We start from the raw sequence: 26,408 nt of genomic DNA, 5'->3' as shown, positions 1-26,408 counted from the left end.
TGCGGTCATAGCATGGGGGTTATACCTGGTCTCGTTTCGATCCCAGTAGTGAAGTCCTTTTGTGTTTTGTTTGTGTACTATGGTTTTCTATGGGAATTTCATTTCGCTGCAAGCTTTCTCTATTACAATTATTACTTACTTATTTTAACTTTTTTTTCATTACTTAATACATCTATTGCAATTTTTGGTGATTTTTTATGAATATTAAAATTCTAGATACTACATTACGAGACGGAGAGCAAACTCCAGGTGTTTCATTAACTTCTTTAGAAAAATTAAGAATTGCTAATAAGCTTGATGAGATTGGCGTTGAGTATATTGAAGCGGGTTCTGCTATTACCTCTGAAGGTGAAAGAGAATCTATTAAACAAATCACTAGTCAAAATTTTAATGCTGAAATTTTAAGTTTTTCAAGACCATTAACAGTTGATATTGATTATTGTCTTGATTGTGATGTTGATGGTGTCAATCTTGTAGTGCCTACTTCTGAATTACATATTCATGAAAAATTAAATATTACTAATGAGAAACTTATAGATTTATCAAATAATGCTGTTGACTACTGTAAAGATCATGGTTTGATAGTTGAATTATCAGCCGAGGATGCATCTAGAAGTGATACTGATTTTTTAAAGACAGTTTATTTAAATGCTATCAATCATGGTGCTGATAGGATTTGTGTCTGTGATACTGTAGGTATCTTAACACCTGATTCATCTTATGAATTATACTCACAGTTAAATGATTTACCTGTTCCTATTGCTTGTCATTGTCATAATGATTTTGGTCTTGCAGTTGCAAACACATTAGCTGCTCTTAAAGGAGGTGCCAGTGAGATTCATACTACTATTAATGGTATAGGTGAAAGAGCAGGCAATACTTCTTTTGAGGAGTGTGTTGTCAGTATCGACAGGTTGCTTCCTCAATTTTCCACTAATGTAAAGATTAATGAGATTTATGACATTTCTAAATTAGTTGCAAGGTCTACTGGTGTTTATATTCAACCTAATAAGGCCATTGTTGGTGAAAATGCTTTTGCTCATGAGTCAGGCATCCATTCTGATGGGGTTATTAAAAATTCTGCTACTTATGAGCCGATTACTCCTGAACTTGTAGGCCGTAAACGTAAGTTTATTCTAGGCAAACATATGGGGACTCATGGTCTGGATAACAAATTAAAGGAATTGGGTTTAAATGTTGATGAAATTCAACTTAAGCAGATTTGTGATGATATTAAAGATTTAGCTGATAAAGGTAAAAAAATAACTGATGTGGATTTGCAGGTTATTGCTGATAATGTTTTAGAAATCAATCATGAGGATAGAATTAAACTTGATGAGGTAACAGTTGTTTCAGGTAACAAAATAATGCCTACTGCATCTGTTAAAATTACCATTGATGATGATGAAATATTAAACGCAGGTGTTGGTTTGGGTCCTGTTGATGCTTCTATTAATGCTTTGAATGATTTGGAATTATTTAAGGATGTCAATTTAATAGAATATCACGTTGATTCAATTACTGGTGGTACTGATGCTTTTATTGATGTGATTATTAAACTTCAACAAGGAGATAAGGTTGTTTCCGCCCGTGCTACTGAATCTGATATTATTAAGGCAAGTGTGAAAGCATATGTTGCTGGAGTAAATAGGTTGTTGAGGGATTAAAGTGAATATGGACAATATTGAAATTATAGGTTTTACATCTCAAATCGATTCTGTTGGCGGTGTTCTTGATAAAGTGGATTCCATTAAACGGGATGGGGAAATCATTCAACTTTTGAATGCAGATTCTATTGTTTCTAAAAATCATATAATTCATGGCGTTAATCAGGCTATACTTGCTTTTGAACGTGGTGAAAATCTTGCTAAGGATTTAAGTGTTGAAATTGTTTTAAGGTGTTCTGGCCAAAGGCAAATCTCTAAGGCATTTAATATTTTAGGTTTAAGTGAAGGAAAAATGAATCTTTGTGCGGTTTTAATTAATTGTCATAAGGATTACCTGGATGAATTATCTGAACTGTTCACTTTAGATGATAGTGTATTTGCACCTGATTTTGATAATCTGGTTAAAATTTATAAAATTGATGATGTCGAGCTTGAAGTTATGTCTTTGGAAGAAATAATTATTGATCGAATTTCTAAACTTGTAGTTGACTATTAACGGCATCTATTATTATTTTTAAATTTTCTTTTTTAAGGCAATTATAATCAAGATTTTTTATTTCAACACATATTGCCTTTTGCTTTACTCTGTTATAGTTTGGGCAAGTTGTTATGAATCCACTTTTAGTGGTGGTTAATGTTTTTTTCAAATCCCAGCATATTGACTTTGCATTATCATGGGGTATAATTACATTTACGCCTCTTTTATTTGAATGAATTGTATTATGTATATGTTTTTTTACATAGTCTGTTGCATTTAATGAAAGTTCCAAGTTACTTTTTACATTATCAAGTTCATTATCTATACCACTACATATAATTTCATTAGGTTTGCTTAGTTTTTGGGGAACTTTGCTATTGCTGAATGTTTCATCATCATTACTTGCAATGAATCCTCCGCTGCCAACATTAATCATTTTAGGTGATCCTGTGGATGCAAGAATAATGTCTGATTCACATCCCAACATTTTTTTGCTGTCTCCAACACCTGCAGAGGCATCTTCAATTGTTATAATTTCATTTTCCTGACAATATTTGATGATGCTTTCAATATCCTGTTCAGCAGTATAACCTGCAAAACTTGTAAATATTAATGCTGAATTCTCCTTAAATTTCAATTCATCTAAATAGTCAGTATTTATTAATCCCATGTTTGTTTTTAAGGAGATTATATTCTTATTTAAAAATTTTCCAATCTGTTTAAATCCGTGCCATCCTCCCTGGTCTGGAATTATTACATCACCTTCAATGCTTGCAAGAGCAATAAATATGCTGTTGTTTCCACTTGAAGTCATTTTCACATGTTCTTTGCGTGTCAAATCTCTGATTTTAGCAATACAGCTTTCCTCATAGTTTTTTTCACAATTGCCTTTTGCAACTTCAGACATAATCTCTAAAGTCTTATCGGAAGGGGTTTTAAATTTAAACATTTTTCTCACTTTTAAAGTACATATCCAATGTGGTTTGCTTTGTATGGAGCATTTCATTAAGTAATGTTCCTTGTTTCACATATCTGCTTATTGGTATTCTTAATTTTGTTCCGGCATATTCCAAACATTTTTCCAGGGTTTCAAATTCCAGATATGGTCTAAGCATTGCTTCTTTAATATTTTCCCTAACATTAAAAACACCTAAAGGCACATATCCGTCATAGGCTTCCCTTAAGATTAATAATCCTGATTGTTTTTTAATTTTCATTAAATAATCCAAAACGGCCATTTTTGCAGTATAATAACATCCTCCAACAATGGAGTACTCTTTTTTACCGCCGTTGGTTTCATAATCTGAAAAAATCAACTCTTCATTTTTCATTAACTTAATAAATGCTTCATACCATTCATATTGCCATTCTGTTGGGGTTAAAATGATGATATAATAATTGTTCAATGCACCAAATTCATAGACCCTATATGTGTCAAGCCTTTCAAATTTTCTGACTTCTTTTAAAAACAAATCTGCAAGTGTTGAATCGCATGCAGTAATTGACCAACGGGTTGGAACAAGTTTTCTTTTATTTTTAGTTCCAATTGCACCAACAGAAAAAGCCTTTTGCATTGCAGTGAACGGAACATCTTTATTGTGTAAGTTTAATACTGCTTCGGTTGCTTTCAAATCTGTATCATAGAATGTTTTTTCCAATTGTTTATCCCAGCGCACAGCATCAATGTCAAATTTCTCAATAACTGCACTTGGTCCATGAGGCATGCTGTCTTCTGTAAGCATGGATCCTCTTGGTCTTTTTCCAAATGTCGCTTCACTGTCAATTGATTTGGATGCAAGTGAAATATCCTGAAGTTTTTCAACAAAGGGATTTTCCAAATCATCAATTTTTATCAGTTGTTTTCCACGAACAAGATTCATTCGGTAGTTTATAATTTCATCCTGGGTTTTATTTTGCCCTAACCATTCTTCAGGAGAGTCCATAATGTGGGTATCGCCCATTTGAGAACTCATCATCGGTCCGGCATATACTTTAGGATATGACCATCTTCCAATAAAAACTGATGGAGGGGTTGTTCCTTCCAGATTCTTGCCAACCTTAACAGATTTCATCTGAATCTGTTCTGTTAATTTGGCTAAATATGCATTTTTTGTGGTTTTCATAATTTTCTAAAAAAAGTAAAAAAATAAAAATACTAAAAATTAGTATTTTTAACAGAATTCGATGGTTGCAGGTGGTTTATCACTTATTGATAAAGCAACATGTGTGACTTCAGAAATTTCTGATGTGATTCTTTTTGAAATGATTTGTACAACTTCCCATGGAAGTTCAGCAACGGATGCAGTCATCGCATCAATTGAGTTGACTACTCTAACCACTACAAGGTATCCGAAATCTCTTTGATCTCCTTTAACACCAGTTACTTTGGTGTCGGTTAAAACAGCAAAGTATTGCCATACCTCTTTATCAATTCCTGCCTTTTCAATTTCATCGCAAACGATTTTATTTGCTTTTCTGCAGACTTCAACATTTTCTCTTGTAAGTGCACCAACAACACGCACGCCAAGTCCAGGTCCTGGGAATGGCTGTCTGTAAACGGTAGTTGCAGGTAAATCCAATTCATCCCCGATTTCTCTTACTTCATCTTTGTATAAATCACGGATTGGTTCGCATAATTCCAATTCCATACCACTTGGAAGAGCTAAGTTGTGGTGAGATTTGATTTCACCTTTTGTTTCAATCCAATCTGGTGCAATTGTTCCTTGTACTAAGAATTTTGCTCCTGATTTAATTGCTTCCCTTTCAAATACGTCAATGAAAACTTTACCAATGATTTTACGTTTTTCTTCAGGGTCTTCTACTCCTGCAAGTGCATCCATAAACTCATCAGAAGCATCAACAAATTTGAAATTTAATCTGTCTTTGAAAGTGTTGGTAACTTGTTCAACTTCACCTTCTCTTAAAAGACCATGGTCTACAAAAACTGCAGTTAAATTATCACCAATTGCTTCTTGAACTAAAACAGAACAGACTGAACTGTCTACTCCACCAGATAAAGCAATAATTGCTTTTTCATCACCAATTTGTGCTTTGATTTTTTCGATTGCATCATCGATAAACTCTTTAGGACTTAACATTTTATTCCTCTTCCTCATCTTCTTCGTAATCTTCAATAATTTGTTTGATCATAGCTTCGAGACCATTGTCATTTCCTGATTCAATAGCTTCGAAAATATCATCAAATTTGACATATTTTTCTAATTTTACAGATTTAGCACCGATACCGGATATTCTAAATCCATATTCTTCATCACCAATTGGAATGTTAACGTATTGTTTTTTTAAACCAATTTTGAATTCATTTGCTTTGTCTCTTAAATCATCAGCATTATCAATCATTATTACACCTATCCTTGACAAATTTTATAAAAGTTTTTAAAGATGTTTTCACCTTTTGGAGTATGATGTACTTCTGGATGGAACTGAATTCCATATACTTCTTTATCTTTATGTTTAAAGGATTCAACATCGCATAAATTGGAACTGGCTAATATTTCAAAATCTTCAGGAATTGTTTTAACTTCATCTTTATGTGATGACCAAACATCCATTTCAGGTGCCAATCCTTTGAATAAATTTTCATCATTGTTGATATTTATTTTAACTTGAGCATAACTTTCAGTATCTGATGTAGTGACTTCTCCACCATATGCCTTAGCAATTAATTGATGTCCAAGACAGATTCCTAAAATCGGTATATCAAAATGTTTGATATATTTTTCACTATTTCCTGCACCTTCAAGGGAAGGTCCTCCTCCTAAAATCAACCCTATTGGGTTTTTAGCTTCAATTTCTTCTATTGAAAGAGTATTTGAAACTAATTCTGAAGGAATGTTCAGGTATTGTAAGCTTCTTGCGATTCTATGATTGTATTGTCCCTTATTATTAATAACTACTATAGTCATATTATGCTCCATTAAAATATAATGATATTATTTTTAGTAGTTATATATATTATAGTTTTTTAAAATATGTGAAAAAATAGAAAGGTTTCCATAAATTCACTTAAAATTTATATATTACAATTAATATATGTGAATTACATGGAATTACAAGATTTGATATTTATTATAATTGCAATATTTGTAGCAGTATTATTGCTTAAAATATTCATGTGGTTACTGCCAGTTATTGTTGTATTGATTATTGCATTCTTTATTTATATTTTCTTGCAGGAACGTTATAATTAGCTTATGTCATGATATGCGGAAGTTGCAGCCACTGCACCTTCACCGCATGCAACAACCCATTGCTTTAATCCAATACAAACATCACCGATTGCATAAACATAGTCAACATTGGTTTTTTGATTTTTGTCGATTATGATGTGTCCTGATTCGTCCAATTCGACACCAAGTTGCTGTGCAAGTTCGGTATGTGGAATGTATCCTACACTAATGAATACTCCATTAATCGGCAAGTCTGTAAGTTCACCAGTCTTGGTGTCTTTTAATGTAACTGATTCAACAAGCATTTCACCTTTTATTTCTTCAACAGTTGCATTAAGTATAGTTTTAATTCCGGCTTCTTTAATCTGATTTTGCAAGTGTTTTTGGGCTCTGAATTCATCTCTTCTATGGATGAGTGTAACGTTAGCGCCTAAATTGTTTAGGTATAATGCTTCCTGAAGTGCGCTGTTTCCTCCACCGACCATGATGATGTCACGGCCCTGGAAGAAAAATCCGTCACAAGTTGCACAGTAACTGACACCTTTTCCTGCAAAAACATCTTCTCCTTTTGCATTCAAGTGTCTGTGTGAGCTTCCTGTTGCAAGAATAACTGTTTTTGAGAGATACTCTGCTTTATCTGTTTTAACTGTAAAGCGGTATTCATCATCGTTTTTTGTAATTTCCAGAACGTTTTCCATTTCATGAAGCTCAGTATTCTTTGTAGCCTGCACTTTCATTTTTTCAATTAATTCCAGTCCTGAAATGTTTTCAAATCCAGGATAGTTTTCCATTTCAGGCACTTCACGCCCGATTCCTCCTGCAAGGTCACGGTCTATAATCAGATTTTTAGTACCCTGACGGCCGGCATATATTGCTGCAGTCAGACCTCCGGGTCCTGCTCCGATGATGATAATGTCATATTTTTCCATTTTTCACACCTAAAAAAAGATAAGATTTAATTAGATTAAATCTTTAACTGCATCCTTAACGTCACCCAAGTCTTCAGTTGGTTCGAATCTGCGAACAACATTTCCTTTGCGGTCAACTAAAAACTTGGTAAAGTTCCATTTGATGTCATTGTTGTCTTTGTAATGTTTGTCTTTTTTTCTTAACATTAACTTTAAAGCGGTTGCTCCTTTACCTTTGATTTCGGTAAATGGTTGTTCGTTTTTCAAGTATTCAAATAAAGGATCTGCATTTTCACCGTTTACATCAATTTTATCAAATATGGAGTATGGTACTAACCATTTGTTGCGGCATACTTCTTTGATTTCTTCGGTTGTTCCGGGTGCCTGATCACCGAATTGGTTGCATGGGAAATCAAGAATTTCAAATCCTTCGTCTTTGAATTCATTATAAATTTCATTTAATTCAGTGTATTGTGGGGTGAATCCACATTCTGTTGCTGAGTTAACGATTAAAAGTACTTTGTCTTTAAATTCGGATAAGGAAACTGTGTTTCCGTCACTGTCTTTTACTTCAAAATCATAAATTGACATTGTTTTTCACCTCTGTTTTTAAAGACTTAACTAAGTTAAGACTTATTAAATATTTTAATTAATGAAGTATATAAACATTGCCTAATTACAAATCGGTTGATTCCTTTGTAATCTCATACAATGTTTGCTTAAATTTAAAATATTCTTCATTTGACATGTTTTTGGTGATATTTCTTTCCCAACCGCATGTAATGACATTAATTTTAACAAAAACCTCTTCTCCTTTTTCAGTCAACTTTAATATATTGCGACTTTTATTTGCTTTGTCCTTTTGCTTTTCAACCAAACCCTTTTCAACTAATTTCTTGACCATTTTTGCAACATTCGCTTCAGATACAAATAATGTCTCGGCAAGCTTTCTTTGTGAGATTGAAGGAAAGAATTTAATGTTATAAATGTAAGTCAATTCTCCATAGGTAATTTTAACATCATCCAATTTTTGTCTTAAAAAATTATTGTAACTTAATAAGATGTATTCCATATAAAGATTGGTTGGAGTAAGTAGAATTCTGTCATTTTCCCAATCGTCCATAATATCACCACAATTAATAATTATTTTTAGAGTATTAAAAATTTGCGGATAAAAAAAGAGAGATAATATGGTGTTTAAGTGACTAGTTTAAACACCCGAATTGAGGAAAATTATTTTTTTGGCAGATTTTTTTAATTTTCCGAACGACTTGTATTAAATTAGTAAAATTGTGAGAAAACTAATTCAACACATTTCTAATTTTGGAGAGTATTATTATTTGACTAATAATGTAGAGATTTAGGTAATCCTAAATTTCATCTCTACTTAATAGTTTGTTGTCATAGTATATAAAGCTTTGCATTTTTTTAGGTATACCTAAAAATTGGTGATGGTGTTTTAGGTAAAATTATTTTCTGTTTTCCAAATCTTCAGCAACCTTTTTGGCTACATACTCACCAGAGAGCAGCATTCCGCCAAAGATTGGTCCCATACGTTGTGATCCATGAACTGCATTAGCAGCCATACCGGTTACATATAATCCAGGATATACTTCATTAACGTTATCAAGAATCTTGCCTTCAGCACGGTCTGCCCACATTGATTTCTCACCCATGATTTTACCTGTTTTTGTGTTTAAGTCTTCTTCCATTTTGTCCTGTACGATTTTGATAATCTCTAATGGGTGTCCTGTAGCATCAATAACTGCTTTGGATCTAACTGTAAGTGGGTCTATATGTAGACCACTCATTTCAACTGAACTCCAGTTGAGCACTACTCCGTTAATTCCATTTTCACGTACCATTAAATCCTCAATTGACATGAGATTAAACACTTTAAGGCCAGCTTGAGTAGCTTTAGATGTAAGTGTTGAGGTGCACTCGATGGAGTCTACAACATAATAATTGTCCTGATATTTTTTGTAGTTGATTCCAAATTCATCAAGGATTCTTCGACCTTCCTCCTGGACAACAACTTTGTTAAACATCATTCCTCCTCCCCACATTCCTCCGCCTATGGAGAGTTTTCTTTCAAACAATGCTACCTTATATCCTGCTTTAGCCAGGTAATATCCGGCAGTAATTCCTGATGGACCTCCTCCACCAATAGCTACATCAATATCTGTGTAGTCTAGAAAATCATTCATGAATTCTTCAATGATTGCTCTTGAAACAATAATGTCATCTAATTTTTCCACATTATCACCACGATAATATATGTAAAAATTAGTATATATTTATGTTGATTTTTAGTGTTTTTGTTTAAAAAAAGAGTTTAATGGAAAATCAAAATTGATTTTCCTATAATAATTTTTGAATTTCTTCACGTACAACCTGATTAACTAACTTTCCGTCAGCCTTTCCCTTAAGTTGCTTCATGCACATTCCCATCAATGGACCCATAGCTCCCATTTGACGCTCTTTAACCATACCTTCATTGTTAGCTACAATCTCAGCAATAATGTTTTTAACATCATCTTCACTGAGCATGGTTAAATTGCTTTTCTCAGCAATTTCTGCAATGTCCATTTCTGGAGATTTAATTGTCTCAACAGCTAATTTACGGACACTGTCTTTAGCGATTTTACCTTCTGATAGAAGAGTGAATATTCCTTTAAAGTGGTCGAGAGTTAGCATGTTAATGTCGTGTCCTTCCCTTTTGATTTCACGTAAATCATATGCAAGAAGTGAAGCCACTGGTGTTGCATCAACATCAACATCCGCTAGAATGTCTTCAAACATGTCAGCTTCTTGTCTTTTCACAAGCTGTGTTGCCAAGTCTTCACTTAACTTGTACTCTTCAATGATTCTGGCCTGTTTCACGTCAGGTAATTCTGGTAGATTGTTAGCGATAGGTTCAACCCTGTCGGGTGTGATTTTGAATAGTGGGATATCTGTTTCAAGATACATCCTGTTTGCAGTAGGAAGAGGTCTCATGTATTCGGTGTTACCGTCATCAAGTGCCTTACGGGTTTCCTCAACAACACCTTCCAAACCTAAGTTTGCTCTTCTTTTAACTTCCTCTAATGCTGAAACAGCAATATCTTCGTCATGGGCAACAATAATGAATGCATCATCTTCACCAATGTTTAAGAAATCATTGACTTTGTCAACTTCCTCTTGGGTAATTCCATAAGCTGGAAGTTCATCTGAGTGGAAAATACCGGATACTCCACGTTTTTTAGCATAGCTTGCAATTTCAGTACCGAATCTTCTGCCAGGTTGCACTTCACGACCAATCAAACCATCAAAACCTTTAAGAACAACTGCCTTAATGGTTTCAGCGGATTTCAATATTTTAGATTCAGTATCTTCAAACAGTTCATCCAAATCATGAATCTCTTCAAGCACTTCCGCATTTCTAGCTTCAAGTTCCTTTTTGATATCGATTAATTCCAATTGTCTTTGAACTTCACGGTTAACGATTTCAGCCATCAAATCCAAGTCCTGTACACCTTTAATCTCAACACGTGCACCTTCAGCAATGGAAATGTTCAAGTCCTGTCTGATTGTTCCAAGACCTCTTTTAACATTTGTACTTCTTAAAATCTGACCGAGCATATATGCAACTTCTCTTACCTGATCTGGATGGTGCATTGAAGGGTCTGTTGTAATTTCAGCTAATGGTATTCCTAAACGGTCAAGTCTGAATTCTGTAAAGCCGTCTTTGGTTTCAACTCTTCTTGCAGCATCTTCTTCAAGGCCTAGACTTTCAATAACAACTTTTCCGTAAGGGGTGTCAAGGTAACCGTCAGTTGCAACCATACCGGTTCTCTGGAAACCACCAGTGTTACTTCCGTCAATAACCTGTTTACGCATGGTATGGAATTCATCAACAATATGCATATTCATCAAACATGCAATAGTAATACAAATATCCAATGCTTCTTCGTTTAAACTGTGAGGTGGTTCATCATCATTTTCAACAAGACAAGTGTGTTTTTCAAAGTTCTCATATTTGAAATTCAATCCCCTTAATGATTCCTGTAATGCTGCACGGTCAATTTCACCAAGCTCTGACTGGGTTGGTCTGAGTTTCCTTTGAACCAATTCATCAAAATCATCATCAACAAGCTCTGTTTTACATGGACAGAACAGTTTATGTTCACTGTTTAATTGTTGGTGAATTTCAAGTCCCATTTTTAATCCTAATTTTTCATAATCCATATTTTACCACCCTAGTTCAAGAAATCCTTAATTGAGGATTTTTTAGAAAATTCACCTGCAACATTACTTTGCATAATCTCTTTAACTTCACTGTAATTGCTACTTTGACCTATTGCCCAACATAATTTGACATATGTGGTTTCAGGAGTCATGTCAAGACCTGAAATCACACCGGCATCAAGTATTTCACGTCCGGTTGAGTAAACGTTCATGTTAACTCTACCATAAAGACATTGTGAAGTCATGATAACTGGAATGTTTTCATCTTGTGCTCTTTTAAATGAGTTGATAAGGTTATTTGGAACATGTCCAAGACCGGTTCCCTCAATGACAAGGCCTTTATAACCTTTATCAATATGATATTCAATGTATTCCTCAGAAATTCCAGGAAAACTCTTGATGAATCCCACTTTCTCTTCAATATTAGTGTTCAATTCAAGTTCATTTGTTCCACGTTTAGTGTAGTTATAATCAGGATTGATATTGATTTTTTTATTTTGAATTTTAGCAATAGGCTGAGCGTTAATGCTTCTGAATGTATCCCTTCTTGAAGTATGCATTTTCCTGACCTTTGTTCCCTTGTGCAAGTAAGTGTATTCATCATTCAAGCTTCCATGCATACAGACACATACTTCTGCAATGTCTGATTTAGCAGCAACAACAGAATCAATCAGGTTAATGTTGGCATCACTTGAAGGCCTGTCTGAACTTCTCTGAGCACCGGTAATAATGATTGGAACCGGTGTTTTCAACATGAAACTTAAAGCGGCGGAAGTGTAGTGCATTGTATCGGTACCATGAGCAATCACAACACCATCTGCACCCTCTGAAATGTCATTAGCTATTTCTTCTGCAGCCTTAACCCAATACTCAGGCTTCATGTTTTCACTTAAAATATTATATAAAGCCTTAACGTTATAGTTGGCATAATCCAACAGTTCCGGATTTGCCTTAACAAGATCAGATGCAGTGAATTTAGGATGCACTGCTCCAGTTCTGTAATCAATAACTGAAGATACTGTTCCACCGGTTGATACGATGGAAATGTTCTGTTTTGATGGATCCTGTGGAATCTCAGTTTCATCATAACCAATTTTTGGCTTGTCACCCTTTTCGATTAGCTCGGCAGTAGTATTGTCAATAGCCACTCCAATATTGTAACCGCTAGATAATTTCAAAACCAAATATCCGTCATCAGCATCTTCCGGTCTGTCAAGTAAAATACCAGTATAGGAGATATCTTCCTTGTTTACTTTAATGGTATCTCCTATACTTAAACCGTAATTTTCAATATATTTTTCAGCATTTTCTTTATATGTCATTAAATCACACTATGAATTGTTTTTAATCCATTCAGCTCCCGCTTCTAACACGTCAATGTTAACATCAATGACTTTTGGTTTTGATGCAAACATTTCACGGATAGCATTTTCATAAGATTCACGTTTTAAAACATCACTCAATTCAGTTAATGCACCTATTAAAGCAGTATTTGCAGTTCTGGCATTTCCATGTTCTTCTGCAATATCCACACAAGGCATTGCAATAACTTTAACGTCACGGTCAGTTTCAAAATCACCTATTTTCGCATCATAAAGTATTGCTCCACCTTCTTTAACGTCCTGTGAGAATTGCTCTAAAGACGGTTTGTTTAATGCAATGAGAATGTCAATGTCATCAACAACAGGAGTACCAATTGTTTCATTGGATATTACAACAGAACAGTTGGATTTTCCTCCCCTTTGTTCCGGTCCGTAACTAGGATACCATGACACATGTTTTCCTTCAGCACAAGCAGCCTGAGCTATTGTAAGACCTGCACTTAATACTCCCTGACCACCGAATCCGGAAACCTTAATGCTTAATGGTTTGATATCATCATCAACATAACCTGAATCTTCTCCTCTTGTAACATTAAATATTTTATCTAAGGATTCAGTTGAAAAATCACTAGCTGGTCTTTGTACAGGTTCTTTTCTGTATAAATTGTTCCTGAAGTTTTTAACAGGGAATTCTTTTTCCATCTGATTTTCAATAAATTCCTGTGCACGTTTAACATCTTGTTTTAAGTTAGTAGGACAAGGTGATAATATTTCAACAAAAGAATAACCTTTACCTTCTTTTTGAACGGTTAATGCCTGTTTAATTGCAAATTTAGCTAATCTGATTTTTAAAGGATTTGCAAGAGATACTCTTTCAATGAATACTGGTGCCTTTAAAGTATTTATTAACTCACACATATGGGTAGGATGGCCTGCATAATCAGGATCTCTTCCGGTTTGACATGTTACGGTCTTTTCACCAATCAATGTTGTTGGAGCCATTTGACCACCAGTCATTCCGTAAACTGTATTGTTTACAAAGAATACTGCAATTTTTTCTCCACGGTTTGCAGCCTGAAGGGTTTCATTTAAACCGATTGAAGCAAGGTCTCCATCTCCCTGATAACTCATGACAATTGCATTATCTTCAGCTCTTGAAATACCAGTTGCAACTGCAGGTGCTCTACCGTGAGCAGTCTGGAAGTTTCCACAGTTAAAGTAGAAATAAGCATAAACTGAACATCCTACAGGGGAAATCATTACACATCTTTCCTGTATTCCTAGTTCATCCATACATTCAGCTATTAATTTATGTATAATTCCATGTCCACAACCTGCACAGTAGTGAGTAGATTGGATATTGGTTCCTTTTCTAGGATACTCTTCTAAAAGGGATTGTGGATTTCTACGTATCTGTTCTTCATAATCTTTATTTAATTGTTCACTCATTTTTTCCACATCCTTTAATCAATTATATTCGGACTTGCCTTTTCAGAACTTCTTTTTGAAGTGTCAATTTCTTCATCGATTCCGGCTATTTCATAGATTTTTGCAAGAACATGTTTAAGTTCAATTAGGTTTCCACCCATTCTGTTGACAAGGTGAGTGCCATCTCTTCTTAATGCTGCAAATTGAACGTCAGCTAACAATTGACCATTACTCATTTCGACTGAAATGAATTCAACACCTTTATCAGCTAATTCTTTAATTCTATCAACTGGGAATGGATTTAATGTAATTGGTCTTAAAAGTCCAACTTTTAAACCTTTTTCACGGCTTTTATCAACAGCTGATCTTGCAATACGGCTGCTGATACCAAAGGATACTAAAACAATGTCTGCATCATCAACCTGATATTCATCAACAATTACTTCTTCAGCATCGATTTTTGCATATTTTTCCTGAAGCTTGTAGTTGAAATCTTCCAATTCATCAAAGTCATTATAAATTGAAGTGATTAGGTTTCCCATGGTTTCTTTGTTACCTCTAACTGCCCATGATTCATCAATTTCAGGTTTAATAGCTTCTTTAGGGAACACTAATGGTTCAGCCATTTGACCAAGAGTACCGTCAGCTAAAACTACAACAGGATTTCTCCATTTGTCAGCAAGTTCAAATGCTTTCATTGTTAAGTCACACATTTCCTGAACGCTATTTGGAGCTAAAACTATGTTTTTATAGTTTCCATGACCTCCACCTTTGACGATCTGATTGTAGTCACCTTGTTCCGGTCCGATGTTTCCAAGTCCAGGTCCTGCCCTCATGATGTCAACGATAACTGCAGGCAATTCTGCACCTGCAAGGTATGTGAATCCTTCCTGCATTAAGCTGATACCTGGTCCGGATGAAGCAGTCATAACTCTGTGACCTGTTCCTGATGCACCATAAACCATGTTGATTGAAGCTTCTTCACTTTCAGCCTGAACAAAGTTTCTTCCAACCATTGGGAAATATTTTGATGCTTCATGTAATATTTCACTAGCCGGAGTAATTGGGTATCCGAAAAAACAGTCACATCCTGCATACATCGCACCAACAATAACTGCAGTGTTTCCTTTAACCATTTGATTACTCATTTAATTTTCCCCCTTGTTTGCCACTTTAGATTTAATCATCTTTGCAACTGTGTCGTTAACAATATTTTTAATCTGATGTACTTCTAAAGCTAATGGCTCTGGACAAGTAAAGTAGCAGTCTTTACATCCAGTGCAGCCATTTCCACTATAATATGCAAATTGATATCCTGCGTTGTTCATGTCTTGTGATAGTAATATTGCATTTTGAGGACATCCGACTATACATCTCATACAGCCTTTGCAGATTTCTTTATTAATAACTGGATAAGATATTTCTTCTGTCATTTATATCATCTAATATTATTTATTGTAATCTTTCTCTCTGATTTCAACTCTTCTTGTTTTACCGCTGATGGTTTCAGGAAGTTCATCCGCATACTCAACCATCCTAGGGTATTTATAAGGAGCTGTTACGTTTTTAACATGATTTTGAATGTCTTTAGTAAGTGAATCTGATGGTTCGAAGCCATGCTGCAAGACAATTGTTGCCTTTACGATTTGACCTCTCACTTCATCAGGATAAGCGGTAATAGCACAGTTTGAAACTGCTTCGTGTGACAATACTGCACTTTCAACTTCATACGGTCCGATACGATAACCTGAAGATTTGATAATGTCATCGTTTCTTCCGACAAAGTGGACATAACCGTCTTCATCAACCCATGCGGTGTCTCCGCAGTGGTAGTATCCGTCATGGATTTGCTGTCTGTATTTTTCTTCATCATTCACATAATCTTTGAATAATCCTGGATTTGGACCATCTTGTAATTTGAAACAAAGTTCCCCTTCTTCACCGATTTCTACTTTTTCATCGTTTTCATCAAGTAATTCTAAATTGAATAATGGGGAAGGTTTCCCGATTGAAGCAACTTTTGCATCTAACCAAATGAATGTTCCAATGGATAATGTGGTTTCAGTTTGACCGAATCCCTCCTTGATTCTGAGTCCTGAAATGTCATAGAACCTGTCAGATACTTCAGGAGGAAGTGGTTCACCTGCAGTAGTTACATAGGTAATATTTGAAAAGTCATATCCCTGAATATTTTCTTTAATTAGGAATCTGTAAACTGTTGGCGGTGCACAGAAAGTATTCACTTTGAATTTGATTACGTTTTCAAGCAGTTTTATTCCGTTGAATCTGTCATAATCATAGATGAATATTCCGGTTCCGCTAATCCACTGGCCGTAAATGTTTCCCCATACAGCTTTTCCCCATCCGGTATCTGCTGCACTGTGGTGAATTCCGTCTTCTACAACATTATGCCAATATTTAGCAGTTGGGATATGTCCTAATGAATAGGTATGTTTGTGTGAAACCATTTTTGGAAGTCCGCTGGTACCTGATGTGAAGTAAATCAAAAATATCTCTTCAGCATAGGTTTTATCTTCACCTGTTGGTCTTTCAAACACTGGACTTTCTTTCATAATAGCTTCGTTAAAGTTAAGCCATCCGTCCCTTTCAGTTTCAATTACTAATTTTTTCAAATCAATTCCTAAGGATTCTTGTGCTTTTTCATAATCTGGAAGTAATGAATCTTCTTCAATGGACACAACCATTTTAACATTAGCCTGGCTTAATCTGAAATCGATATCGTGAAGTTTTAACATGTGTGTTCCAGGAATTGCGATTGCACCGATTTTATGTAATGCAACCATACAGAACCACCATTCATACCTATTTTTTAAGGTGAGCATTACACAGTCACCTTTTTTAATTCCTAAACGTTTGAATAGGTTTGCAGCTCTGTTTGAATATTCTTTCATGTCTTTGAAAGTGAAAGTATGAGTTTCATCATGGTCATTTGTCCAGATTAAAGCTATTTTATCAGGGTATATTTCTGCATATTTGTCTACAACATCAAATCCGAAGTTATAATCATCTTCATATTTGAGTTTAAAGTTTTCAAAAAAGTCTTCATAAGAGTCAAAGTCAACTCTTTCCACAAAATCTCCAATTACTGAGGTCATTTAAATTACTCCATAAATATTATATTATTACTGCTAAAAATTTAGCGGGTTTGTCGTTAAGTGCTACCATTGCGTGTCTGTGTGCTGAATCGAAAAAGATTGAATCTCCTTCGTTTAAGATAATCTCGTTGTTGTGTATATAAATTTTTAAGGAACCTTCAAGGACATAGTTAAACTCCTGTCCGGGGTGTGAGTTAAGTGAAGGAACCGGATTCTTTTCAGGATCCACTGTTACAAGGAATGTTTCGGCTTTTTTGTGAATGAATTTAGAACATAGGTTTTGATGAGTATATTCTTTTCTTCTGTCAACTGAAACTCCCTTGTCTGCACGGGTTACATCAAAGATGCTCATTCTTGATTCTTCACCGGTTAATAATAATCCTAAATCAACTTTAAAAATGTGTGCAAGTTCATATAAAAAACTTGCTGGAATGTCTACTTCAGCGTTTTCATATTGGATGTAAGTTTCTTGGGTAATATTCAATTCATCTGCAATTTCTTTAATAGTAATGTCTGATAGTTCTCTCAATTCTCTAATTCTGTTTCCAATATCTTTATTGTATTCATTCATTCATAAACACCTATTTTTCTAATTGATTTTTAAGTATATTATAATATATATTATAATATTATATGTTTTAATTTTCGAATTATATAAACCTTATTAAAAATCATGATAATTCATTATAAATTTCTTGAACAATATTTTTTTAAATTGTAACTTTTGTGACAATCATAGGAAAGTTTTATATAGTTCAAACAATAATTCTAATTTAATAACTTAAGGAGATTAAAAAATGTCATCTAATGATATTGGTACTAATGTAATTTTTAAAAAACAATTAGGTTTAAATTACGAAATTGACCAAAAATACGTTGGCCTAAAAATGAAGGAAAATAATATTTTATCTTTTAATTTCAGAGTACCTGGAGCTTTAATTAATGAAGTTGAAGCTTATTTTAAAAGATTTAAATTAGGTGAACCAATCTTAGTGGATATTGGTGGAACTGGTGATATAAAATGTGATTTTAAAGGAATTTCACCGGTACTTAAAAATAAAGATGAATTAGATCAATATTTCATCTCAGCAACTCTTCAGGAGGATAAGCAATATGATCCTTTAGAAGAGGAAAAATGTGAAACTTGTAGTGGATGCGGATTCCACTAATTACTTATTTTTTTCTGATTTAAATTGTATTAGCTTTGTAATATTGCTTTTAACATGTTAAAATTACTTTAATTAATACAAATAGTTTATATATCTCTTTAAACATAGTATTCAGTGAACTAATTATTTATTTTTAAATTTAAATAATAGTTTGACCATCATCAATGTTGAATTACAAGAGGAGTAACTATGGCAATAGAACAACAAAGAAATAGAGATTTGCTTTTAAAAATAGGTTTCATGTATTTTTTGGTACATATATTGAATGCATTGGGTATTGACGAATAAATTGAAGATGTGCTGCCCAGTGAAAGGATAATCTTTGAAAATATAACAAAACCAAAAATTTTTGATAATTTTTAGATTTCAAGGTTTCAACTAAATCGGGTAAGATTATCATCTTTGAATTCAAGAAAAATCAGTTGAGTAAAAATGACTTTAAACAGTTGTATAAATATTATAAACCCGAATTTTGTAAGGATGATGTTAATACAAAATCAATATTTATTGTTATTTCAAAAGGAGGAAAAATTACAGAGTATTAAGTTTCCAACATGAAATTTTGTCCGGAAATTATCAAAACTAAAGAAATTGATAAAAGAAAAGATTTAAAAGCAATTAGAAACAAATTTAAAAATAATGAGTTATTGAGTTCATACGAATGTTCTCTAATAATTGCTTTTCCAATTTTTGAATTGGGTGAAAGTGAATATTTGGTTGTCGAGGAAATGTGTAAAAACATTGGCAATAATCCTAATTCTATTCCAGAGTCCGAATTGGATGGGGTGGTGATGGGCATGTATTTGAATATTGTTGAGTATGTTGAACTTGAAAAACAAAATGAATTATTGGAGATGATTGATATGAGTGAAAAATTTGAAGGAATTATGGCGCAAATTCGAAAGGAAGAAATGAGAAAAGGAAAAGAAAGTATTATTAATCTTATATTGGAAAATCGTTCCATTGAGGAGTTTGCGGATTTTATAGGTGTTTCTCTATTTGATTTAAAAGAAAAGATAAGATAATTTTATTTAAATTATTTTTTTCTTTTTTTTAGCTGTACTGCTTTTTAACTTTTCTAGTTTCTTGAATTATGTATTTAATTAAATAAACAGTTCCAATTATTGATATGATTGTTGAGGGAATAATCCAAGGGAACTGAGATATTAAAATATCTAAATTGGTAACATTCATGATTGTTGCAACAACATTATTGATGAAATGAACGCTCATTGGAATTAGAATATTGTCTGTTTTCAAATACAATAAACACATGCAGATTCCAAATAGAAAAGCACTTGTCATTCCTCCAAATTCATGGCCAATGGCAAATATGAATGAGGAAATCAACATTGCAGGAATAATTCCAACTCTAATTTTTAACCGATTAAACATTACTCCTCTAAAGATTAACTCTTCCATTATTGGTGCAAATATTATAGCACCTATGGCATCCAATATGATGACGCTTGAATCGATTTCAATTGTGTCTATTTCTCCAAGGGATATCCAAGTCGGATCGGCTAAGCTTATCAGAATATCCAATGAAGATATTAGGAATGTGAATAGGAATGCAAATAGTAGGTTGATTGCAAAAACATACAGAATCTCTTTTTTATTGTGGTCTTCAAAGATATTCTCAATATTTCTGTCCAGACCTTTTGTTCCTCTTAAAGCCCAAACAAACAATAAAGATCCGATAAGAAATATTACAATAAATAATAATTCGTCAGATTCTTCAATCTGTGGAAATATAATCATCAAAATTCCTGATAAAATCAGGGTAATTATTATTCCAACAAATAATTCTCTTAGCTTTATTGTTCTGAGGCGAACATTAAAGTCTGTTACACTTTTATCCATAGTATCTACAAAATAGTTTCAAACCATTTTACGGTTTCTTCTAGCTGAGACTTAAAATCACTGGAGTCAATTTTCAAATTAATTTTTTCCATGTTCTTGACATCTGCAAGGGAGTGTTTAATATCTCCTGGCCTTTCAGGCAAATATTTTGGTTCCAAATCACTTCCAAGAGTCTCTTTGATAATTTCATATAATCTATTAATCGTTAATTTTTCACCTGATGCAATATTAACAATTCCATTGTAATCGGATTTGCATGCAGCAACATTTGCCTTAACAATGTCTTTAACATAAACAAAATCACGGGTCTGTTCACCGTCACCATAGATTTCAGGCTGATTTTCTTCAAGGATTGCACTGATAAAATTAGGAATCACTGCTGCATATTGTGAGTTTTTATCCTGTTTTGGTCCGAAAACGTTAAAATATCTCAATGCAGTATAATTCAGACCATAACTTTCGTAAAATGATTTTAAATATAATTCACAGCTTGCTTTTGATGCAGCATAAGGTGAAGTTGGCATTGGTGGCTCAGTTTCTTTCAGTGGCATATTTCTGTTTTCTCCATAAACTGCAGATGAAGATGAAAATACAATTTTTTTCACATCATTTTTAACTGCAGAATTTAAAAGTTTTACAGTTGCATTTAAATTTGTTTCATTACATTCAACTGGGTTTTCAACACTTAATGGAACACTTGCCATAGCTGCAAGATGGAAAATATAATCTATTCCAGAAGTCAGTTCATCTAAATTTGCATTGCAGATGTCTGCTGTGATTATCTGTAAATTTTCATGATCGGGATTTTTAAAATTTTTAATGTTTCCTGTGGAGAAATTATCAACAATGCGAATGTTATTGTTGTCGATTAAATTATCAGCAATGTGAGAGCCGATAAATCCTGCTCCACCGGTTATTAAAATATTTTTATTTTTCATTAAGCCACCATTAGTTAATTTAAATTATAATTAAGCAATTATATATTATTTTTAAGTAATAACTTTTATATATTTTTATATGTATATTTATTATTTAAGAGGAGTCTAATAATATGTTTGATTTGGTGTTTGATACCATATATTTTGCTTCGTATAGTAATTTTTATGGGCTTGGCAATATAAGCATTTCTTCATATGATATTGTATTAGCTTATATTGTAGCTATTATTTGTTCTATTGTAGTAGCCTTAATTTTAAGACTACCTTTACTTCCTAGCAAACCATATAGGTATTCTTTTGATGTTAGTGCATTATATCCGACTCCAATAATAGCTATTGGTATTCTTTCCATATTTCTTGTTTTAAACTACACTTTCATGTATAATGGATTGATTTTAGCTATTGTTATTGGTGTTTTATCTGCATTATTTGTGAAATATTTATTTGATTTTGTATTTCCAAAACCTCTGGATGAAAATACAGGAGAGGATATAAATGAATGAGGTAATTGGAATTATTATTGCCGCAATTCTTTGTTGGTTGAATTTTGTAATTGTAGATACATATTTCGGACTTCCCGAGCAACCTGGTGTTAAAGGAGCCAGGATAATTGGACAAGACGTCGAAAAAAGAGGGGGAGATATTGCTGGTGGATTCTTCCAAGGAAACATTTTATGTTCTCCTGATGCATCTGCCGGTACATTAATGGCTTCTATTGGATATTTAGTTTTAGGAATTCCTGGAGGAATAATTGCAGCATTTTTAATATTTATTGGAAATAGATTATGTGCTGATCCGGGTTATGCGGGAACTACAGGCTGTTTAACTGCCACTGTGATAATATTTTTAACATCATTCATTGGTTTAACCCCAGAAATGTATATTGTTGGAATGGTTATTGCAATATTTACAATCATGGGTATTGATCAGGTTAAAATCTCTGTGGTTTTAGGAAAAATCGCCGACAAATTCAATAGGCATGCTAAAGAGTGATTATATGTATGTTGAAATTATTGGGATTATAGTCATATTTGTAGCATTAAGAGCTTTAGTGACAAGAAATAGGGCTGAAAGGTTATTGTACTTAAATGTAATCGGTTTTGGAGTTTCAGCAATTATTGCATTATTAATAAATACTCCATTTGCTCTTGTTGTTGCTGCAGCATTCTTTATTTGTTCAACAATTAGTGCTAATGCTATTGCTTATACTTTAAAAAGACTAGATGATGAGATAATATTGGAGTGATAAGATGGAATTTCTAGTATCAATAATTGCAATGGCATTGATGATAATTGGAGCATTTGGTATAATATTTCTAAAAAAACCATTGGATAAGGTTATAATGTTTTCTATACTGGATGCAGGTTTTGTTTTAGTTATTGCATTGTTTAAATATTTGGATGTTGCATTATTTGCAGCATTGGCAGGACCTCTATCAACTTTAGTATTTATTTTATCTATTGTTAAACTTAAAGAGATTAGAGAAAAGAAAATTGCAAGTGGTGATGCAGATGCTTAGTGTTTCATTATTTTTCTACTTTGGAATATTCTTGGCAATTGTTGGAAGCCTCGCAACTGCTTGGGGTCCGGGAGTAAATGATCCGATTGTCAGGACATTCAATACTGAAGTTGCATCAATTGGAGTATGCTTGGTTTTATTATGTTATAATCATGTATTGGCCTTATTGACATTGCTTGCAACAACAGTTATTATCAGTTTAATTTTATTTAGAGCTATCATTCGTTTAGAAGAAATGGGGGCAGATGTATGAGGATTGGAGCATTATGGAATAAACTGGCAGAACCGAAAAATATTCCTCGCCTTTTTGCATTCAGCCTTGGAATAATTTTAATCATAGGTCTGATTGTGCCTATGGCATTAAACCCAGATCAGTTATATGTTAGACCTGCTCCTCAAGAGCAAATTGATGAAGGATTGGCTATTGCACCTTATGACAGAGGAGGTGTGCCTTTAACTGAAGCTGGTGAGATTAATCCTCAGTATCCTGATAATGCAGCCAGTTTGGGAATGATTACAGGTTATATGTCACCATTGGCTCAATGGATATCATCAATTTCACCGTACTTCGGAACATCTATATATTCATCTCCTGGTGGACTTATAGATGAGATATTGTATTATACAAGGGGTTTTGATACAATACTTGAATCTTCAATCTTAATGATGTCATTTATCATTGCTTCATGGCTATCTATTAATTATACAATGAATCGTAAAAATGATGAAAGTGAAATTAAAAAAGACGTTAAAAAGGCTATAAACGATTCAACTAAAGTAGCCAGTCATGTTAAAGCAAATGATGAAAAAGCAAGGTCAAAACAATTGAGGAGGGATAATTAATGCTATATGTTCCTCAGCAATTTATTAATATGTATCTTCCGGCAATTTATGCTGGGCTAATTGTTGGTTTTATTGCAACAATGGCCATTGCAATGAAAAGAAAAGAATTGCATATTCTTATATTAACTGACCTTGTCGGTCTTGCGATGATATTTGTCGTTTCTGCAGTTGGAACTGACCTTGCAGAAGCTTTAATTTTACCAGGTTTAGTAGTTGAGTTGGCTGAAACCTTAGCTATTTCAGAGATTTTAATCACAAGGGAAATGCGCAAAATTGAACAGGATCCAAGAGCAAATTTAACTAAATCCTCTTCAATTTTCCCACAGGCATTCTCTTTAGATATGGAAATTATGACTACTGCGCCTAATTTTATAGCATTGGTTTTAATAGGATATGGAATTTTCTTAACTGGTTTTACTGGTGGAGCAGTAGCTGGTGGAGGAATTGTATTGTACGCATTATCTAAAAAAGCAAGAGGACTTCCAGTATTGATGTTGGATGGAATTGCTGGAGTATCCGGTATTGCATGGTGTTTATGGATAATAGGTTTCTTATTATTCTTTGTAGCTCCTCAATACTGGTTATTAAGTTTATTCTTAGCGGCATGTGGATTATTACTAAAAGTAGCTTCAAAAGTAGGCTTAATAGGACTGCTTATGAGGGAAGATATTGATAATGAGTAGGTGAGAAAATGGATTTCGTTACACTTGGAGGAAATTTACTCGGAACAATTTCACTTGGAGATATTGTATTATATTTAACTCCATTCAATTTGTTCTTGTTTGCAGTATTGCTCGGATTTACATTATTGATTGCATTAAGTAAACCTGAAACTCAAATAGAAGCTACTATGCATTATCTACATAATACTGAAGTTAAGGTAGGTCCAAAAGAACTTAAACAAAGAAGATTTTTATCAATCATCTGTGGTATTGCATCTGCTGGAGCAATGATTACTGGAGATTTGTTTAACTTCACATTGTTCATGGCTTTAGTTGGTATTTTAAATATTGGTATAGTGTCAGCTGTAAAACAAACTAGCGTTTTAAATTCAGCATTTAATTATGGTTTAATTGCCATGATGTGTAGTTTACCGTTATTTGGTGGTGCATCAATTATCCTTGCATCAACCGGAACATTGTCACTTGCAGTATTGTCTCAAATGCCTGCAAGTCCGATGGTGGTATTTGGTGCAGTATTGATGTTGATTGGTATTTTAGGTGAAAGTGGAGTAGCACCTTTCTTTGCAAGTAAAGCAGAAATGTTTAGGACAGCAGGATCTCCTTATATTGTTATTATTCACTTAAGTTCATTGTTTATTATTGTAAGAGCTGTTGAAATATTATTATTGGTATTGTGGTAGTGAGAGTATGGTTAATCAAAAGATTACATGTATTATATTATTGGCTTTATCAACAATAGCTATTCTTGCTTGTTTGGTTATAGATTTTGAAGCATGGATTGTTTATGCCGTAGCTATTTTTGGTATTCCATTATGGGTTTTGTCCCTTGGTCTATTAACAATGGCTAAGCCAAAACCTGAAGATGTAGAAGAAAGGGTCAAAGAACCGTTTACCGGATATTAGAGTGGTATTATGAATTTGATGGCAGATATTTTAATTCAAGTTATAATTGCATTTTTTGCAGGAAGTTTGCTTTTAGGATTGCACAGAAAAGTAATGGCACGTGTCCAAAAACGTCCTGGACCACCTATAGTCCAACACTTAATCCACTCTTTAAAGTTCTTTTTTAAAGAAACAGCTATTCCCAAAACTGTATCTAAAGTATTTTATATAGGTATTGTATTTATATTGGCTTTAGTTTGGATTGTTGGTGTTATTGCAGGTCCGGTTGCTCATGATTCTTTATTAATATTATTTGGTGTTTATGCAGTTTATAAAATTGTAGAGCATAACTCTGGTTCAAGTTCCGGTTCACCATATGGAAAATTAAGTTGTGTAAGGGCAGTATTGTCAGCGGCAACTGAACTGCCTCTATTTGCAGCAATAGTTTTTGTTTATCTGGTAACTGGTACAATGAATATTGGAGAAATTATTACTTATCAATCTATCCATGGTCCATTAGTATTTTCAATTCCACTTGCAGCTTTAATGTTCTTTATGCTAATCATAACTAAATCTCCATACTCTCCGTTTGCAATTACTAAAGACAAAGCTTTAATTTCAGGATTTGAAACCGAACACTTTGGATTTTTAAGAGGATTCATGTTATTTTCAGAATCAATTGCATGGTATGTTATGCTTTGGGTATTTTTAACAATTTTCTTTGGTCCATTGAATGCAATTGGATATTTGATTGGAATGATAGTAATTTCATTTGTAACTGGATTTATTAATGCAGCTACTCCAATATTAAGTCCAAATCATTCTGTTATGACTCAAATAACCATTGGAGCTATTTGCTTCTTTGGAACAGTATTAATGATATTCACCGGAGTGGTAGCATGAACAGTGAAGATGTAATTGTATATTTTACTGCACTGGTTGCTATTGGAATGATTGTTGTAGGATTGCTGACAACTGTTTTACATTCCTATCAGATTGTGCCTATAGTGATTATAGGAGTCATCCTTGCAATATTTGTATTGCTTGCTCGTGGTAATTTTGCACACAAGATAGAAAGTATAGAGAAATTATGTTTTATAATAACATTTTTAGCAATAGTATGTTCATTTATATTGCTTTATAAACCTATGTAGGAGATATTATGTTAAATTAT

The 26,408-nt window shown here is 33.5% G+C and carries 34 protein-coding genes and 1 rRNA gene; 17 read left to right on the top strand and 18 right to left on the bottom strand.

The window, feature by feature from the left end; all coding sequences use genetic code 11:
* From rrf to cgi121, 3 genes are all read left to right on the top strand, one after another.
* Positions 1-115, top strand: a 5S ribosomal RNA gene (gene rrf / locus IJ258_RS09675); the annotation flags it as partial.
* 82 nt (positions 116-197) lie between these two features.
* Positions 198-1,667, top strand: coding sequence for a (R)-citramalate synthase (locus IJ258_RS09670; RefSeq protein WP_292806368.1), 1,470 nt, complete (start codon positions 198-200; stop codon positions 1,665-1,667).
* 7 nt (positions 1,668-1,674) lie between these two features.
* Complete coding sequence (cgi121, locus tag IJ258_RS09665; protein ID WP_292806367.1) at positions 1,675-2,163, top strand: KEOPS complex subunit Cgi121; 489 nt, start codon at positions 1,675-1,677, stop codon at positions 2,161-2,163.
* Here cgi121 and IJ258_RS09660 read toward each other — a convergent pair.
* The 5 genes from IJ258_RS09660 to IJ258_RS09640 are packed head-to-tail and all read right to left on the bottom strand — an operon-like array spanning position 2,141 to position 6,071.
* On the bottom strand, positions 2,141-3,094 hold the full coding sequence (locus tag IJ258_RS09660) for a DegT/DnrJ/EryC1/StrS family aminotransferase (protein ID WP_292806365.1): 954 nt from the start codon (positions 3,092-3,094) through the stop codon (positions 2,141-2,143). The two genes, cgi121 and IJ258_RS09660, sit on opposite strands and share 23 nt — an antisense overlap.
* The gene (locus tag IJ258_RS09655) at positions 3,087-4,268 is read right to left on the bottom strand and encodes a hypothetical protein (RefSeq protein ID WP_292806363.1); all 1,182 of its coding nucleotides are present in this window, start codon (positions 4,266-4,268) and stop codon (positions 3,087-3,089) included. The genes IJ258_RS09660 and IJ258_RS09655 overlap by 8 nt, the downstream gene beginning before the upstream one ends.
* A 48-nt stretch (positions 4,269-4,316) precedes the next feature.
* Complete coding sequence (guaA, locus tag IJ258_RS09650; RefSeq protein WP_292806361.1) at positions 4,317-5,243, bottom strand: glutamine-hydrolyzing GMP synthase; 927 nt, start codon at positions 5,241-5,243, stop codon at positions 4,317-4,319.
* A gap of 1 nt (position 5,244) precedes the next feature.
* The gene (locus tag IJ258_RS09645; protein ID WP_292806360.1) at positions 5,245-5,505 is read right to left on the bottom strand and encodes a hypothetical protein; all 261 of its coding nucleotides are present in this window, start codon (positions 5,503-5,505) and stop codon (positions 5,245-5,247) included.
* A gap of 8 nt (positions 5,506-5,513) precedes the next feature.
* Entirely contained in the window at positions 5,514-6,071 is a 558-nt protein-coding gene (locus IJ258_RS09640) for a GMP synthase subunit A (RefSeq protein WP_292806359.1), read from the bottom strand.
* Positions 6,072-6,209: 138 nt separating this feature from the next.
* Between IJ258_RS09640 and IJ258_RS09635 the strand changes: the two genes are divergently transcribed.
* Positions 6,210-6,356, top strand: coding sequence for a hypothetical protein (locus IJ258_RS09635; protein WP_292806358.1), 147 nt, complete (start codon positions 6,210-6,212; stop codon positions 6,354-6,356).
* Here the strand turns inward: IJ258_RS09635 and trxB are convergent.
* The 11 genes from trxB to IJ258_RS09580 form a co-directional block, all read right to left on the bottom strand.
* Positions 6,353-7,264 carry a thioredoxin-disulfide reductase gene (trxB, locus tag IJ258_RS09630; RefSeq protein ID WP_292806356.1) on the bottom strand — a complete coding sequence of 304 codons (912 nt, stop codon included), beginning with the start codon at positions 7,262-7,264 and terminating at the stop codon, positions 6,353-6,355. The genes IJ258_RS09635 and trxB overlap by 4 nt on opposite strands.
* Before the next feature lie 30 nt (positions 7,265-7,294).
* Positions 7,295-7,834: a glutathione peroxidase gene (locus tag IJ258_RS09625; RefSeq protein ID WP_292806354.1), complete on the bottom strand. Its 540-nt coding sequence runs from the start codon at positions 7,832-7,834 to the stop codon at positions 7,295-7,297.
* Positions 7,835-7,919: 85 nt separating this feature from the next.
* Positions 7,920-8,366: a MarR family winged helix-turn-helix transcriptional regulator gene (locus IJ258_RS09620; RefSeq protein ID WP_292806352.1), complete on the bottom strand. Its 447-nt coding sequence runs from the start codon at positions 8,364-8,366 to the stop codon at positions 7,920-7,922.
* Positions 8,367-8,712: 346 nt separating this feature from the next.
* Positions 8,713-9,501 (bottom strand): sulfide-dependent adenosine diphosphate thiazole synthase, encoded by a 789-nt coding sequence (locus IJ258_RS09615; protein WP_292806350.1) that lies wholly within the window; start codon positions 9,499-9,501, stop codon positions 8,713-8,715.
* A 103-nt stretch (positions 9,502-9,604) separates the two neighbouring features.
* Positions 9,605-11,470: a Glu-tRNA(Gln) amidotransferase subunit GatE gene (gatE, locus tag IJ258_RS09610; protein ID WP_292806348.1), complete on the bottom strand. Its 1,866-nt coding sequence runs from the start codon at positions 11,468-11,470 to the stop codon at positions 9,605-9,607.
* An 11-nt stretch (positions 11,471-11,481) separates the two neighbouring features.
* Positions 11,482-12,792, bottom strand: coding sequence for a Glu-tRNA(Gln) amidotransferase subunit GatD (gene gatD, locus IJ258_RS09605; protein ID WP_292806347.1), 1,311 nt, complete (start codon positions 12,790-12,792; stop codon positions 11,482-11,484).
* A 9-nt stretch (positions 12,793-12,801) separates the two neighbouring features.
* Positions 12,802-14,241, bottom strand: coding sequence for a 2-oxoacid:acceptor oxidoreductase family protein (locus IJ258_RS09600; protein ID WP_292806346.1), 1,440 nt, complete (start codon positions 14,239-14,241; stop codon positions 12,802-12,804).
* Between the two features lie 14 nt (positions 14,242-14,255).
* Positions 14,256-15,368, bottom strand: a complete 1,113-nt coding sequence (locus tag IJ258_RS09595; RefSeq protein WP_292806345.1) for a 3-methyl-2-oxobutanoate dehydrogenase subunit VorB — start codon at positions 15,366-15,368, stop codon at positions 14,256-14,258.
* Positions 15,369-15,653, bottom strand: a complete 285-nt coding sequence (locus tag IJ258_RS09590) for a 4Fe-4S dicluster domain-containing protein (protein ID WP_292806344.1) — start codon at positions 15,651-15,653, stop codon at positions 15,369-15,371. It abuts the gene before it with no gap.
* Between the two features lie 15 nt (positions 15,654-15,668).
* Positions 15,669-17,336, bottom strand: coding sequence for an AMP-binding protein (locus IJ258_RS09585; RefSeq protein ID WP_292806343.1), 1,668 nt, complete (start codon positions 17,334-17,336; stop codon positions 15,669-15,671).
* Positions 17,337-17,355: 19 nt separating this feature from the next.
* Complete coding sequence (locus IJ258_RS09580) at positions 17,356-17,907, bottom strand: helix-turn-helix domain-containing protein (RefSeq protein WP_292806342.1); 552 nt, start codon at positions 17,905-17,907, stop codon at positions 17,356-17,358.
* A gap of 226 nt (positions 17,908-18,133) precedes the next feature.
* On the opposite strand from IJ258_RS09580, the gene IJ258_RS09575 reads away from it, so the two are divergent.
* Complete coding sequence (locus IJ258_RS09575) at positions 18,134-18,505, top strand: hypothetical protein (RefSeq protein WP_292806341.1); 372 nt, start codon at positions 18,134-18,136, stop codon at positions 18,503-18,505.
* A gap of 554 nt (positions 18,506-19,059) precedes the next feature.
* On the top strand, positions 19,060-19,530 hold the full coding sequence (locus tag IJ258_RS09570) for a hypothetical protein (RefSeq protein WP_292806340.1): 471 nt from the start codon (positions 19,060-19,062) through the stop codon (positions 19,528-19,530).
* Positions 19,531-19,558: 28 nt separating this feature from the next.
* Here IJ258_RS09570 and IJ258_RS09565 read toward each other — a convergent pair whose 3' ends face one another.
* Both IJ258_RS09565 and IJ258_RS09560 read right to left on the bottom strand, forming a co-directional pair.
* Positions 19,559-20,368 carry a CPBP family intramembrane glutamic endopeptidase gene (locus tag IJ258_RS09565; RefSeq protein WP_292806338.1) on the bottom strand — a complete coding sequence of 270 codons (810 nt, stop codon included), beginning with the start codon at positions 20,366-20,368 and terminating at the stop codon, positions 19,559-19,561.
* A gap of 5 nt (positions 20,369-20,373) precedes the next feature.
* The gene (locus IJ258_RS09560; RefSeq protein ID WP_292806336.1) at positions 20,374-21,306 is read right to left on the bottom strand and encodes an NAD-dependent epimerase/dehydratase family protein; all 933 of its coding nucleotides are present in this window, start codon (positions 21,304-21,306) and stop codon (positions 20,374-20,376) included.
* Positions 21,307-21,419: 113 nt separating this feature from the next.
* Here IJ258_RS09560 and IJ258_RS09555 point away from each other — a divergent pair, with 113 nt between their 5' ends.
* Genes IJ258_RS09555 through IJ258_RS09505 form a run of 11 tightly spaced genes read left to right on the top strand, consistent with a single transcriptional unit; the run spans position 21,420 to position 26,388 of the window.
* Positions 21,420-21,809 carry an energy-converting hydrogenase A subunit A EhaA gene (locus IJ258_RS09555; protein WP_292806334.1) on the top strand — a complete coding sequence of 130 codons (390 nt, stop codon included), beginning with the start codon at positions 21,420-21,422 and terminating at the stop codon, positions 21,807-21,809.
* A complete protein-coding gene (locus IJ258_RS09550; protein ID WP_292806332.1) occupies positions 21,802-22,299 on the top strand; it encodes a hypothetical protein in 498 nt (165 codons plus the stop codon). Before IJ258_RS09555 ends, IJ258_RS09550 begins: the two co-directional genes overlap by 8 nt.
* A 4-nt stretch (positions 22,300-22,303) precedes the next feature.
* The gene (locus tag IJ258_RS09545; protein WP_292806330.1) at positions 22,304-22,552 is read left to right on the top strand and encodes a DUF2109 domain-containing protein; all 249 of its coding nucleotides are present in this window, start codon (positions 22,304-22,306) and stop codon (positions 22,550-22,552) included.
* Between the two features lie 4 nt (positions 22,553-22,556).
* Positions 22,557-22,826: a DUF2108 domain-containing protein gene (locus tag IJ258_RS09540; RefSeq protein WP_292806328.1), complete on the top strand. Its 270-nt coding sequence runs from the start codon at positions 22,557-22,559 to the stop codon at positions 22,824-22,826.
* Positions 22,819-23,079, top strand: coding sequence for a DUF2107 family protein (locus IJ258_RS09535; RefSeq protein ID WP_292806326.1), 261 nt, complete (start codon positions 22,819-22,821; stop codon positions 23,077-23,079). The genes IJ258_RS09540 and IJ258_RS09535 overlap by 8 nt, the downstream gene beginning before the upstream one ends.
* Positions 23,076-23,669, top strand: coding sequence for an EhaF family protein (locus IJ258_RS09530; RefSeq protein WP_292806324.1), 594 nt, complete (start codon positions 23,076-23,078; stop codon positions 23,667-23,669). The genes IJ258_RS09535 and IJ258_RS09530 overlap by 4 nt, the downstream gene beginning before the upstream one ends.
* The gene (locus IJ258_RS09525) at positions 23,669-24,352 is read left to right on the top strand and encodes an EhaG family protein (protein WP_292806322.1); all 684 of its coding nucleotides are present in this window, start codon (positions 23,669-23,671) and stop codon (positions 24,350-24,352) included. Before IJ258_RS09530 ends, IJ258_RS09525 begins: the two co-directional genes overlap by 1 nt.
* Positions 24,353-24,360: 8 nt before the next feature.
* Positions 24,361-25,032 carry a hypothetical protein gene (locus IJ258_RS09520; protein ID WP_292806320.1) on the top strand — a complete coding sequence of 224 codons (672 nt, stop codon included), beginning with the start codon at positions 24,361-24,363 and terminating at the stop codon, positions 25,030-25,032.
* 7 nt (positions 25,033-25,039) lie between these two features.
* Positions 25,040-25,255, top strand: coding sequence for a DUF788 domain-containing protein (locus IJ258_RS09515; RefSeq protein ID WP_292806318.1), 216 nt, complete (start codon positions 25,040-25,042; stop codon positions 25,253-25,255).
* Positions 25,256-25,264: 9 nt separating this feature from the next.
* Positions 25,265-26,137, top strand: a complete 873-nt coding sequence (locus IJ258_RS09510) for a respiratory chain complex I subunit 1 family protein (protein WP_292806316.1) — start codon at positions 25,265-25,267, stop codon at positions 26,135-26,137.
* Positions 26,134-26,388 carry a hypothetical protein gene (locus IJ258_RS09505; RefSeq protein WP_292806314.1) on the top strand — a complete coding sequence of 85 codons (255 nt, stop codon included), beginning with the start codon at positions 26,134-26,136 and terminating at the stop codon, positions 26,386-26,388. Before IJ258_RS09510 ends, IJ258_RS09505 begins: the two co-directional genes overlap by 4 nt.
* Positions 26,389-26,408: the final 20 nt, after the last annotated feature.

It is taken from the genome of Methanobrevibacter sp. (assembly GCF_017468685.1).
Lineage (GTDB): Archaea > Methanobacteriota > Methanobacteria > Methanobacteriales > Methanobacteriaceae > Methanocatella.
The sequence above is the reverse complement of the archived record's forward strand: the minus strand, read 5'-3'. Positions and strand labels throughout refer to the sequence as shown.